The organism is Pseudomonas sp. FG47 (genome assembly GCF_057809115.1).
In genome coordinates, this window is the sequence record NZ_JBMDJI010000002.1 from 89,711 (window position 1) to 101,548 (window position 11,838).

Sequence of the window (11,838 nt, forward strand, 5' to 3'; positions counted from 1 at the left end):
GCCCCCGGCAGGGCCTGCCTGCCTGCCAGGGAGGTTCAGCCGGGTTAGACGACGGGTTTACGCCAGTCGTCGGAGCCTTCGGTGCCTGCGGTGACGTGTGTCCAGGAGATCTTCCGGTACGACATCGATACCTCGATCAACTGGGTAAAGTCAGCGTTCTCCTTGTTTTGTGCGTGCGGCAAGGTGGTGTTGATGTCGACGATGGTGGCGTCCTCCAACTTGGTGGTGAAGAAGTGCTCCTGCTTGCCCTCAACCGAAGTGCGATACCAGTTGACTTCAACAGTCGGCAGCATTTCGCCGCTGGACAGGGCCTGATACATCAGCGGTGTCGCCTTGTTCAGGGCGCTGGTGAAGATGAAGGGTTTGTGGACCCGTTGGCCTGCAGGTTGGCCGCTTTGCGGGTCGGTAGGTACGGTCACCTGGTGCTTGATCTCCTGCACCAGAATCTCGTCTTCGTGGCCCTCGACAAACACGTTGCCGACTGAATCGGAGGTGAAGGCGCCCGCGGTGATGTTGCCTTGGGTCTGGCCTTCGATCTTGATGTAAGCGGGTGTTGGCATGACAGTTTCTCCTGCGTCCATGTGGATAAGCACGCGCACAAGCGGCAGCGTGGCCATCGGAATCGATGGGCTTTTTCAACGCGGCAAACGCTGCGTCAAATCGTTGAATACGGTTGTGCCGACCGCCGGCGGTTTACTGCTGCAAGATGCCGTTGAGCGACTCCAGCACTTCTGTGGTTATCAGGTGCAGGCGGTAGCTGTAGATGCCGTAGGCCGTGGCCATGGCAATGGCGCAAATCACCAGCGGGCTCCACCAGGGCCATTGCCGATTCATGCGGAAGTTGCGCGGGGCAACGTTGGTGTAGGGGTCGCAGGCCGTTGTCGGCGTGGGCCCTCGTAGTTCACGTATGATTCCGTGGAGTTGGTGAATGAGGGTGTTCAGCGTCTCTGCGCCTTTGGGCGCGAGGGCGTACTTGCCTTTGAGCCCCAGGCACAGGGTGAAGTACATGAACTCCAGCACGTCCTTGTAGCGCTGGGGTTCTTGCATCAGGCGCGAGATAACGGTGAAGATCTTTTCGCCGCCAAACGTTTCGCTGTGGAAAATGCTGAGCAGGGGTTCCTGGCTCCAAAGGCTGGCCTGGCCCCATGGCCGTTCCATCACGGCTTCATCAATGAACAGGCACAAGCCATAGGAATACGCCAGAAGTTGCGTGGTCTCGTAGCCATGCTGACGCATCTCTTGCTGGATGTTTTCAATCTGGTTGCGCACCTGCTGGTGCACGTCCTTGATGTTTGGCAAGGTATCGAGCGTGCGTAGGCGCATGACCAGTCCAAGCAACGGTGTGGCTGCGTCCAGCATCAGGTTGTCGTAGCCGCCCCGTAGTTGAAAGTCGGGATCGGCGGGGTAGCCCTTGTAATCAGGAGCGGGCTTTGGTGTGGTTGCCTCGGAGGCCACGTCCCCAGTGGGTAAAGGCGTTGCAAGCGTTGATGGCAACTGCTCAGCTTGAGCTGATACGGTTTCATTGTGTGCGAGATTGTTCTCTTGCATCTCACTCGCTCCTGATCGCCCAGAACTGCAACTCGAGCCCAGGGAACTCCCCCGCGATATGAATCCCGAAGCCGTTGGCCGTCTTCATGCAGGCCCAGGCCGGGTCGCGGCGGTCGAGCTCGAAGTAGCTGAAGCCCGCATGGAAGGGCAGATCGCGAGGGGCCACAGGCAGCGGATTTAGCGCAATGCCGGGCAACTGCTTATGCACCAGGTCATTCAAGGTCTCCAGGGATGTGACCTTGGCTTTCTGCAGGAACAGCCGGCGCAATGTTGGCGGCGGCAGGTCCGCGCGCACGGCGAGAATGAAGTCCGCGTCATCGATCAGGCGGCGGTCTTCGAGCGTTGTTGTCATCACGCCGTAATCCAGCGCGTCTAGCGGCAGCGAGATGGCTCGCGGTTGCAGGACCGTTCCCAGGGCGCGGCGTAAAATGTCCTGCAGCGGCTTGAATGACGTGCGCAAAGCGGTGTGCTGATAGGCGGGGAACTCTGGAGGCAGCCGGCTTTCGTCGGTGAAGGTCACGAACTCGCCACAGGCCTGGCTCATATGCAGGTACAACTGCTCGGGGTGTGTCTGCCCCTGCCTGGCCAAGTGCTGGAAGCACGGCCACCAGCGGTTCATGGCCTGCAGCAGGTTGAAGTCGCGGATGTCGGCAATACCGGACTGGCCCGATGCGCCTATCCGGCTAGCCAGGTTGCGCGAGCGCTCGCGCAGGGTATTGGTGATCTCCTCGAGGTAACGCTGGAGTGCCGGCACCGCCCGTACCGAGACGCTGGTCGGGTAGAACCCTTCATCCAGTTGCAGGCTGCCATCGGGCCGGCGCTCCAGAATGCGTGCCATGGCAAGGCGAGTGTAAGCGCTGCTGTCATCGGCCTTGCGTTTGAGCTGAAGGTTGGGTACTGCCAGATCGACCTGCGCCAAGTCGCCGTCGGCGCTATGGGTGTCCTTGATTTCCTGAGCCTGTGCGCTGTAGCGGAAGTTGGCGGCATTGTCGGGCCAGCTCACCTCTCGGCCACCCTCGGTGCGCAGTGGCAGGCAGAGGTAGATCTCGCTGTCTTTCGCGCCGTTGTCCTCGATTTCCAGCGGCGGCGGCGGTGGCAGATCTGCCGGGATATCGAACACCGTGCCGTCCGGCATGGTGCCGCGCGCGCGGGTGATGGCGATCTTGCCCAGGCTCAAATATTCGTCGTTCAGTTGCAGCTCGCTGAATCCATAAAAGGCTGCGTTCAGGCTGCCAAGGCGTTGATGCAGGGCCGCTTCAGCGGCACGGCCAGCCTGCTGGAAATGCTGCGGTTTGACGAACAGACCTTCAGGCCACAGGACGGGATTACGTGAACTCATGAGCGCTCCATGTCAGCGTGAGTAAGTGAGAAGGGCTGGCTTGCAGGCGCCATCAGTCCTCCTCCTTGAGCAGGATCTGCGTGTCGTTGAGCAAGACCGACAAGATGATGTGTTGGCCGCGCGGTGGAATGCGCAGTACCTGGCTCCAGGTCGCGTTTTCCTGGTGGCGGTAGTCGGCGATCACCGCGATGAACCGGGTCTCGGCCTCGATAGCGGCAAACGGAATGAACTTGAATTGCCCGGGGCGTAGCAGGTAGTCGTCATCACGAATGTAGGTGCTGCGCAGCACCTTGGCGGGGGTCTTTTCCAACAGCTCATAAATGCTGTTGCGCAGCAGCGAGTCGTCGCGCAGTTGCAGGATTTTAATGGCCATTGGGGTGGCGGCCAGCTCGGGGGCCACTGTGGTTGCACGCGGTAAGGTCAGCACTACATCCGAGTCTTCGTAGTGGCCCGGCGTGTTTTCCTCCAAGGGAGAGCGAGCCGGCTCATCGGCTTCGTCCTCTGGTAGTTCGACGGGCGAGATGGCCGGGAATTGCTCGTGAAGAAACTCGAGCAGGGTCCCGACTTTCTCGGTCAGGGCATAGGGGTCGGCCGCGCTCAAGCTGACTGCGTAGGGGCTGGGCTCCAGGCTGCTTTCTTGCTCAGTCGCTGCTTGCAGGCTGTTGGGGTTGCTGTTGAGCGTGGGGCTGGCGTTGATGCTGAACGCGATTTCGGTGGGCTGATCCTTGGTCGCGCCGACGGGTATTGAGGGGTCCAACGCCACTTGGCCCATTTTGCTCAGGGCGGTGCAGCCCGAGAGCCCGATCAGTGTTGCCAGAAGGCCGGCCGTGAGTGAATGACGCGTCATGAGCGTTCTCCTACGATCAGGCGATCCAGCGGGTTCTCTTGCACTGGCCGTGTCACTGCTTCCAGGGCAGCCAAGGGATCGTTGCCCATACCCGGATCGAAGGCCGAGTAGATCTCAGCGACTTCTGGGGCCGCCGTGGGCTTGGGCAGCCAACGCTGCGCGGGTGTGTCCAGGATGAGTCGGTCGAGCACCCGCAAGTCTGTGTTGAACAACTCTTCCAGCGAACGGGCATCAGCTTGTGAAAGCTGGGCCAGCAGTCGATAAGCGCCAACACGTAGCCGGTCACCCTCGAGCAACCGCCTGGGTGACAGCGGCCCCAGGCTATCGAGGTTGTCGTTCAAGTAGGTGCGCTCGCAGCGGTCGATCACGCAGAAGCCGCCTTCGATCCAGCGGATCTCGCAATGGATCGGCGCCACGCCCTGTTCACGATCATTGATCAGCCACGTGGCTCCCGCGCTGCCGACGGTGCCGCCTGCACGATCGAATTCGTGCCGGGCGGTAACGTTGTGCTGCAACTGGTCGAGGTTGGTGATGCTCAAGATCAAAGTGCTCATGAGCGCCCCCGGAACCGCACGACGGGGCTGATCTGGCCGTGGCGGTCATCGACGAAGCTGGTCCAGCCCAATTGGGCGCCACGGCTGGGGTGCAGACAAAAGGGCGACAGCGCGTGCTGCTTCAGCCGCAGCTCCAGGTCGTAGGCCAAGCCGTCGCGCAACAGAAAGTCGATCAGGGCACGCAAGCGGTTGAAGTTGATGCCGCTGGGCAACAGGTCACGCAGCTGTGCCTGGTCGAGCTCGCTGATCACGATGGTGAACTTGCTGCTGCGAGTCCGCGTGCGACTGCCAACCAGGAAGGAATTGCCCAGCTCACCATTGCTGCGGCCAAGGCTTACCTGTTGCTGGATGGTCGTAGGTACCGAGCGGGTTTCGAACTCGCGAATCTGTACCTGCTTCAGGTCGAAGCAGTGCGCGATGATGCCGGCGACGGTGCCCGGTGCGCGGCTGCGGCTCGCGATAACACCCGCGAAGCTGAGCAGCCGGCTCCAGGGCAACGCCGTGTCGCCGCGCAGCTGTTTGTCATTCAACCCGAGCAGGGCAAAGATGTACTGGGAGAACCCATCGCGGGCACCCGGCTGGAAACGAATGTAATAGCGGTACTTGCGCCAGATGCGGTGTAGCAGGCTGAGCAGATAGTGATTGAAGAAGTCGAAGAACGCCGGTCGCACGCCGATACCCTGTGCATGCTCGTATGCCACCTGCTCCAGGTAGTAGGAAGGCAAAGGCGAATCAGTGCCGTGCAGGCCCATGAACGTGGCGCATACGCGATAGCGATCTTGTGTCTCGGGCATGCGTTCGGCCTTGCAGATGTCCGAAGCGGGGAAGCTCAGCCGCGGGTCGCTGCCAAGTCGAACGCGCAAGCGGGCCTCTTCGCTGGGCCAGCGGGGTTCAAGATCGTCTCCGTGAAGCCCGTGAAGGCGCTCGAGCAGTTGGTAGAAGTTGTACCGGTGCGCGCCCGCGAGCAATTTGTCGGCTAGATCAGCGGCTGCTTGCCGGTCTGGATGGGCCATGTGTAGTGCTCGTTGTTGGTGATGTTGATCACTTCCAGTTGATGGAAGGAATTGATGCTGGCGTACAAGGCGAAGAAGTGCGCCAGCACGCAGCCGAACAGGTACAGGTCGCCTTCGCAGAGGAATGCGGCCTGGTCGAGCTTCAGTTGCGTGCGCAGGCCACGAATGGGCTGTCCTTTGATCAGCCAATCCAGAGGCGCCGTTTGGATATCCCGAATGCCGTCGAGGCGTTTGCGGGTGGTGCGTGTCTGCTGGATGTCGTGCAAGGCCGCGAAGTCATAGGCGCGAATAACCGCCTTCAATGGCTCGGTCGAGAGCAGCGACAAGTAGTTGAGCGACATGTTGGAGATCAAGGCCCATTGCAACTGGCCGTCCAGCACCGGCCGATAGGGGCGGGTCGGTGCACAGATATTGGTGTAGGTGGTCAGCGCCGGGGTGACTTCGCAGAGCACATTGATGTCGTCGATGCCCAGAGCCAGGGGCAGGTCGCGGTTGGTGCAAGTCAGGTCGATGGACGCCGTTTCCAGCTCACCGATATAGGTATTGGCGTCGGCACGCACGAAGGCGATGCGATGCGTGACGCCATCACCGCGCAGTGAGTCTTCGAGGGTGTAGCGGTAGTACAGCGCCGTGCGCCCTTGAACGTGCTCGATCTCGTGGGCGAAGGATTCGAAGGGGCGGAAGGTTCGCAGGTGCTTACTGGTACTTCCGTCGCTTGTCGTACGGGTGCTGATCACCTGATCGACACTGAAGATTTCGTAGGCGTGACGCTCGGCGCCTTTGGGTGTGAGCTCGGCCTGGGCGGCCTCGTTGGAGAGATCAATGGGCTCGGCGCTGTGCTTGAACAGGTTTACCGCAGGGGCGCAGAACAGGTTGAAATCCGCTTTGCCAATGCGTAGCGAGTCTGGTAGTTGACGGGTGAAGTGGAATTCCACGCCGACCTGCTGAGTCGTCTGATCAGGCCAGATCTTCTCCAGGCCCGTCAGGGCGAAGAAGTGAAAGCGCTCAGGAAAAATGAAGTATTCCTGCAGGATCCGGTAACCGTCGAAGACGTTCTGCGGATAAGGCAGCAAAGCGTCGTCCGGGCTGAAACCTGGGAAAACGATGCTGCTGGCCGGCAGCCGGCGAGCCTGACCATTGATGGTCACGCTGACATGGCTGAGATAGTGAGCGATCCAGAGGTACAGCGTGCGCGCTGTTCGGGTGGTACCGCTCAGGTGAAAGTCGAGGCTGGTGCATTCGAGCGTGTTCAATGGGCGCTCGACCAAGGTGCGTAGGTCGATGCGAACCACTGAACTGTCGAGCGTTTGAGTTGAGCCCACCGCGTCGATCTCGAACGGGTGTATGTCCACGGCGGTACAGGTGCGGAACTCACAGGGAATTCCATCGACAGGCTTGGAGAGCAGGCGTGCCCCCCTTGGCACGCGTTGCGACTGGCTGAGCGCCTGTTTGCGCGGTGTGAACTGGATGATCGTGGCACTTGGCAGTGGGCGAAGGTAGTTGGGCCACAGTAGCTGCAACATGGGGTGCGTCAGCTCTGGGAGGTCGTCCTCCAACTTGAGGCGCAGCTTGGCCGTCAGGAACGCGAAGGCCTCCATCAAGCGCTCGACATCGGGGTCGCTGCCACCCTTGCCCAGCAGGCGGGCAAGTTGTGGATTGTCCTGGGCGAAGTCGTTCCCCAGTTCATGGAGGTAGCGCAGCTCTTCGCTGAATCGATCCTTGAGCGACATCGATCACCTCACTTGGGTATGGCGGTTATGGCCGTTGACCAGCAGCTCCAGTTGCAACTGCTCCGTGTGGTTATTCACCTGCACGTGGCAGTCCAGCCTGAAATGCAGCTCCTGAGGGGCGTGACAGTCGGGCACGGCCTTGAGTGAACGCACCTGCACGCGAGGCTCGAAACGCTGGATGGTGCGGCGTATGTCGGCGCTCACTTGTTTCAGGAGGTCGCCACTGCTGACGTCATGCCCGTTGAAATCGCGCAGGCCCAGCTCAGGGCTGCTCTGTGAGCAACCCTGGCGAGCGTTGAGCAGCGTTTCCAAGTGGCGCTTGATGGCGGCGAACTTGTGGGACGCGTTCTCTTGCCTGGACGGCGCCCGGATCACGGACTGATCGGCAACCAATCGATCGAAAAATCCGCTCATTGGGTGTCGAGCCGGCCTACCAGCGATATCTCGAAGTTCGCGCCCATGTATTTGAAGTGCGGGCGCACGGCGAGCGAAACCTGGTACCAACCCGGATCGCCGGCAACGTCTGAAACCTCGACCTTTGCAGCACGTAGGGGACGGCGGCTGCGCACGTCGGCCGAGGGATTTTCCTGGTCGGCGACGTACTGCTTGATCCATTTGTTCAGCTCGGACTCAAGGTCGCGACGTTCCTTCCAGCTGCCGATCTGCTCGCGTTGCAGCACCTTGATGTAATGGGCCAGCCGGTTGACGATGAACAGGTACGGCAACTGTGTGCCCAGCTTGTAGTTGGTTTGAGCCTGCAAGCCTTCCGGGGTCTTGGGGAAGTTCTTGGGTTTCTGTACCGAATTGGCCGAGAAGAACGCGGCGTTGTCGCTGTCCTTGCGCATGGTCAGCGCAATGAAGCCTTCTTCGGCCAGCTCGAATTCCTTGCGGTCGGAAATCAGCACCTCGGTAGGGATCTTCGCTTGCAACTGCCCAAGCGCCTCGTAGAGATGCACCGGCAGATCCTCCACGGCGCCACCGGACTGCGGGCCGATGATGTTCGGGCACCAGCGGTAGCGGGCAAAGCTGTCGTTGATGCAGCTGGCCAGCAGGAAGGCGGAATTGCCCCACAGGTAATTGTCGTGTCGCCCGTCGATGCTTTCTTCGTAGTTGAAGCTTTTGATCGGCTGTTCCTGGGGGTGGTAGGCCGAGCGAAGCATGAAGCGTGGCCCGGTCAGCGCAGCGTGGCGGGCATCTTCGCTTTCGCGGAAGGCGCGCCATTTGGCATGTCGCGGACCTGCGAAAATGTCTTTGATTTCCTTCAGATTGGGCAGCTCTTCAAAGCTGCTCAGATTGAAGAAGTCGGGGGAGGGGGCGGCCAGGAACGGGGCATGCGACATGGCGCCCACGGAGGCCATGTAGCTCAGTAACTTGATGTCTGGCGAAGAGGGGCCGAAGTTGTAGTTGCCCAGCATGGCCGCCACCGGCTCACCACCGAACTGCCCATAGCCTGCGGTGTAAACGTGTTTGTACATACCGCTGCAGGTGATATCGGCGGCATTGTCGAAATCGTCGAGCAAGTCTTCTTTGCTGACATGCAGGACTTCAAGCTTGATGTTCTCGCGGAAGTCCGTGCGGTCCACCAGGAGTTTGAGGCTGCGCCACGAGGATTCGAGCGCCTGGAATGCCGGTTGATGAAGAATGGCATCCATTTGCTTGCTGAGCACTCGATCCAGCTCTGCAATCATTTGGTCGACGCGGTGTTTATTGATTAATTGATCTGGGGCATCGCTTTTGAGTATTTCTGCAATAAAGGCCGATACGCCTTGACGAGCCACTTGATAGCCCTCTTGAGCGGGCACTAGTTTTGTTTCCGCCATGATCTGATCGAGCAAGGTGGCATGGCTCAATGTCTCGCCAGATAGTTCTGCGGCGAGTGAGGTGCTGGTTGGCTTTGGCATGGGACGCTCCGTTGTCTCAGTCTTCTTTTGGCGCCTCAAGCACCAGGTTCAATTCTTCGGCGAGTTGTTTGCGGGCCTGCTCGTTGCTCAACAGGTGCTGCAATTGCTTGCGGAAAGCGGGCACGTTGCCCAGCGGGCCTTTCAGTGCCACCAGCGCCTCACGCAGCTCCAGAAGCTTGCTGAGCTCTGGTACTTGGCGGGCGATGCCGTCTGGCCCGAAGTCATTGAACGATCTGAACTGCAGGTTGACCGCCAGCTCCGCGTCGGCGGCCGTGCTGAGCATGGAAGGTACCGACACGGCCAAGCTGACATCGGCGTCGTTCAACACGTTGTTGAAGGTGTGTTTATCTATACGCATGACCGATCGGTCTTCCAGCGCACGGGTGTCATCCAGGCCGAAGTCGCCCATTACCAACATCTTGTGCGGCAGCTCTACTTCGGCCTGTTCATCGCCGGTGGCGGGTACGTATTTGATGTTGATGCGTTCTTTGGGTGCAACCGACCCTGTGGATTTGGCCATCGCAGAATCTCTCCGTGTTCTTAAGAATTGTCCGTATTGGGTTTTTAGTTACAGATTAGTATGTGGGAAGATTCCTATTTATTTGTCTGATGTATAAACAAAGTGCGGGATTGGTTGTGCGTCGCGTAAAAACATTGCACTTGGTTTTGTCATGTCGTCGAGTGTGAAAATGTTAAAAAATATTTTTTTGTTTGTTGCTGTTCCGATGGGCTAGGCTCTTGCCGTTTGCGGGAATTTGAGTGCCTGAGAGGGCTGTTTCAGATTCACTAATTTGAATAGGTCATATGCGCCGTATGAAAGGTATTTACTTGCGATGCTGGGTAATAAAACTTGTGGCGTAAGTCTTTGGCTGGTGCTCGGGTGCATGCCAATACCCGTGTATTCCGATCAGGATTGCTCGCGGATCGTGTCCAACCTTGAGCGTTTGGCGTGTTTTGATGAAGCCGCCGGAACGCCTGCACACTCGGTGCCCATGCAGTGGTCGCCGCCAGAACAGGACTCCCCCACGGTGCGCCGGGTGCTGACTCACGAAGCAGGACGCCATCCCGACGACCTGACGTTTCGACTCACGCCTGAAGACGACGGGCTGACGATCTCTGCACCTGCAATCGCTTCGACCGCGTCGCATCCCTACCTGGTGATCAGTTGTTTGCAGAACATTTCCAGGCTGCAACTGGTCACCGCGCAACCCATTGATGCTGGTCGGGTGACGGTGCGATTGCAGGGGGAGCGGAGCACCACCGTCGCAACCCCTTGGCAGGTGACGGAGAACGGTCAGGTACTCGATGCGGGCCGGGGCTTGCCCGGAATCGAGCAGATCAAGCAACTGATTGGGGCCCATCGCATTCAGGTCCAAAGCGACAACCGCTCCATTGATGGATTGGTCTTCGATGCTCAAGGCCTGGACCCGCTCATCGACGAGGCGCGCAAAACATGTCGCTGGTAGCAGAGGTCAACGCACAGGAAATTACACGGCTGCTCGCACCAATCGATGCGCAGGCACCGGTCGGTCTGTTCGATGTGGAGGACGAAACCTATCAGGCCATTGACCAGGAAATGGTCAAGCTGGGCGGGCTGCAAGCATCCACCATCGACTGGGCCTATATCGAGGAAGCGTCACGCCAGTATCTGGCGCAGCAGTGCAAGCACTTGCGTATCGTCGCGCACCTGAGTGCTGCGTGGCTTCGCAGTGGATGTTGGGAGCGATGGGGTTTTACCTTGGCGTTGCTGGCCGGCATGGTCGAGCGCTATTGGGAGGTTGCGCATCCAAAGCCTGGCCCCAAAGGTTTCCTGGGCAAGCGCAAGCTGGTTGGCCTTGTGCTCGACCGCTTGAACGAAGCGCTGCCGCGCCTGGACCGCTACACATTCACCCCTGTTCATGCGGCCGTAGCTCAAGAGGCATTGCAGCGCCTGCAACAGCAGCAAGCGGTTGCTCAGTTGGATGGGGCCTTGCTGAATGATGTAGATCGACTGCTGCGCAAGCAGGCGGAACAGGCGAGCGGTGCTGGCGAGCCTGCTGCGGCGAAACCGTCGTCGGCGACCACCGAGTCTGCACCGCTGGCCGAGATCATTGCCACTCCAATGCCTCGTGTCTCGTTAGGCAGCGAGCGTGAATCACGACGGGCCGTGCTGGCCATGGCCGAGCTGATCAACCAACAAGACCCCTACGACCCGACGGGCTACCAGCTACGTCGATTCGGCCTGTGGGCCCATATCCAGGCGGCGCCTCAAATCAAGCAAGGCAATCGCACGGAACTGATGGCGGTGCCGCTGGATATCGCCAGCGACTATGAAGAGGCGATTGCTGGCACCGCGATCGACGCGGCGTTGCTTCAGCGGATCGAAAAGAGCGTGACGGCCTGCCCCTTCTGGGTACGCGGCAGTTTCCTCGCGGCCAGTGCGGCGACACGGTTGGCGATGGGGGAGGTAGCTGAGGCAATCCGCGCAGCGACTGCCCGATTCGTCCAACGCATGCCCGCGCTCCAGCAGTTGTGTTTCAGCGACGGCAGATCGTTCGTGGACGATCAAAGCATGGCTTGGCTCAGAGGCGCAGTTGGGCAAGCGCAAGCCGAATCTGCCCACGAGTTCGCAGGCCTGCGCGAAGAGTTGGCCGGTCAGTTGGACGCAGGTGGGGTAGAGCCGGTTTTGCTCAAGTTGCAGGCCATGCAGGCGGACCTTCGTGCTCCGCGTGAGCGCTGCCATACCACCGTCATTGCGGCCGATTTCTTGGCAGCGCGAGGCGTGTCCTGGTTGGCTCAGGACCTGTGCGCCAGCGTCGCACGGACCATGCAGCACACCACGGCCGCCGTTTGGGAGCCTGAGGTGTTTCAACGATTGCAACAGTATGCCTCTGCTCATGTGTTGGCTGATCAGAACAAGGACTAGG

The 11,838-nt window shown here is 59.8% G+C and carries 12 protein-coding genes; 2 read left to right on the forward strand and 10 right to left on the reverse strand.

Annotated features, from left to right (window positions below):
- Positions 1–44 precede the first annotated feature (44 nt).
- The 10 genes from ACODS5_RS03155 to tssB form a co-directional block, all read right to left on the reverse strand.
- Positions 45–560, reverse strand: a complete 516-nt coding sequence (locus tag ACODS5_RS03155; RefSeq protein WP_102682902.1) for an Hcp family type VI secretion system effector — start codon at positions 558–560, stop codon at positions 45–47.
- Between the two features lie 133 nt (positions 561–693).
- Entirely contained in the window at positions 694–1,548 is an 855-nt protein-coding gene (icmH, locus tag ACODS5_RS03160) for a type IVB secretion system protein IcmH/DotU (protein WP_134692145.1), read from the reverse strand.
- 1 nt (position 1,549) lies between these two features.
- Entirely contained in the window at positions 1,550–2,887 is a 1,338-nt protein-coding gene (tssK, locus tag ACODS5_RS03165; RefSeq protein ID WP_134692147.1) for a type VI secretion system baseplate subunit TssK, read from the reverse strand.
- A gap of 52 nt (positions 2,888–2,939) precedes the next feature.
- Positions 2,940–3,734 (reverse strand): type VI secretion system lipoprotein TssJ, encoded by a 795-nt coding sequence (gene tssJ, locus ACODS5_RS03170; protein WP_134692149.1) that lies wholly within the window; start codon positions 3,732–3,734, stop codon positions 2,940–2,942.
- Positions 3,731–4,288, reverse strand: a complete 558-nt coding sequence (locus ACODS5_RS03175; RefSeq protein WP_134692151.1) for an FHA domain-containing protein — start codon at positions 4,286–4,288, stop codon at positions 3,731–3,733. The genes tssJ and ACODS5_RS03175 overlap by 4 nt, the downstream gene beginning before the upstream one ends.
- Entirely contained in the window at positions 4,285–5,301 is a 1,017-nt protein-coding gene (gene tssG, locus ACODS5_RS03180; RefSeq protein ID WP_489107883.1) for a type VI secretion system baseplate subunit TssG, read from the reverse strand. The genes ACODS5_RS03175 and tssG overlap by 4 nt, the downstream gene beginning before the upstream one ends.
- Positions 5,265–7,031, reverse strand: a complete 1,767-nt coding sequence (tssF, locus tag ACODS5_RS03185; protein ID WP_489107884.1) for a type VI secretion system baseplate subunit TssF — start codon at positions 7,029–7,031, stop codon at positions 5,265–5,267. Before tssF ends, tssG begins: the two co-directional genes overlap by 37 nt.
- A gap of 3 nt (positions 7,032–7,034) precedes the next feature.
- Positions 7,035–7,445: a type VI secretion system baseplate subunit TssE gene (gene tssE, locus ACODS5_RS03190; protein WP_134692157.1), complete on the reverse strand. Its 411-nt coding sequence runs from the start codon at positions 7,443–7,445 to the stop codon at positions 7,035–7,037.
- Entirely contained in the window at positions 7,442–8,932 is a 1,491-nt protein-coding gene (gene tssC / locus ACODS5_RS03195; RefSeq protein ID WP_489107885.1) for a type VI secretion system contractile sheath large subunit, read from the reverse strand. The genes tssE and tssC overlap by 4 nt, the downstream gene beginning before the upstream one ends.
- A 16-nt stretch (positions 8,933–8,948) precedes the next feature.
- Positions 8,949–9,452 carry a type VI secretion system contractile sheath small subunit gene (gene tssB / locus ACODS5_RS03200; RefSeq protein ID WP_134692161.1) on the reverse strand — a complete coding sequence of 168 codons (504 nt, stop codon included), beginning with the start codon at positions 9,450–9,452 and terminating at the stop codon, positions 8,949–8,951.
- Between the two features lie 364 nt (positions 9,453–9,816).
- On the opposite strand from tssB, the gene vasI reads away from it, so the two are divergent.
- On the forward strand, positions 9,817–10,398 hold the full coding sequence (vasI, locus tag ACODS5_RS03205; protein ID WP_489107886.1) for a type VI secretion system-associated protein VasI: 582 nt from the start codon (positions 9,817–9,819) through the stop codon (positions 10,396–10,398).
- Complete coding sequence (gene tssA, locus ACODS5_RS03210; RefSeq protein WP_489107887.1) at positions 10,386–11,837, forward strand: type VI secretion system protein TssA; 1,452 nt, start codon at positions 10,386–10,388, stop codon at positions 11,835–11,837. The genes vasI and tssA overlap by 13 nt, the downstream gene beginning before the upstream one ends.
- Position 11,838: the final 1 nt, after the last annotated feature.

Bases quoted from the DNA above. Each gene is read 5' to 3' on its own strand.
- ACODS5_RS03155 (WP_102682902.1), bottom strand. From the start codon at position 560: ATGCCAACACCCGCTTACATCAAGATCGAAGGCCAGACCCAAGGCAAC.
- icmH (WP_134692145.1), bottom strand. From the start codon at position 1,548: ATGCAAGAGAACAATCTCGCACACAATGAAACCGTATCAGCTCAAGCT.
- tssK (WP_134692147.1), bottom strand. From the start codon at position 2,887: ATGAGTTCACGTAATCCCGTCCTGTGGCCTGAAGGTCTGTTCGTCAAA.
- tssJ (WP_134692149.1), bottom strand. From the start codon at position 3,734: ATGACGCGTCATTCACTCACGGCCGGCCTTCTGGCAACACTGATCGGG.
- ACODS5_RS03175 (WP_134692151.1), bottom strand. From the start codon at position 4,288: ATGAGCACTTTGATCTTGAGCATCACCAACCTCGACCAGTTGCAGCAC.
- tssG (WP_489107883.1), bottom strand. From the start codon at position 5,301: ATGGCCCATCCAGACCGGCAAGCAGCCGCTGATCTAGCCGACAAATTG.
- tssF (WP_489107884.1), bottom strand. From the start codon at position 7,031: ATGTCGCTCAAGGATCGATTCAGCGAAGAGCTGCGCTACCTCCATGAA.
- tssE (WP_134692157.1), bottom strand. From the start codon at position 7,445: ATGAGCGGATTTTTCGATCGATTGGTTGCCGATCAGTCCGTGATCCGG.
- tssC (WP_489107885.1), bottom strand. From the start codon at position 8,932: ATGCCAAAGCCAACCAGCACCTCACTCGCCGCAGAACTATCTGGCGAG.
- tssB (WP_134692161.1), bottom strand. From the start codon at position 9,452: ATGGCCAAATCCACAGGGTCGGTTGCACCCAAAGAACGCATCAACATC.
- vasI (WP_489107886.1), top strand. From the start codon at position 9,817: ATGCCAATACCCGTGTATTCCGATCAGGATTGCTCGCGGATCGTGTCC.
- tssA (WP_489107887.1), top strand. From the start codon at position 10,386: ATGTCGCTGGTAGCAGAGGTCAACGCACAGGAAATTACACGGCTGCTC.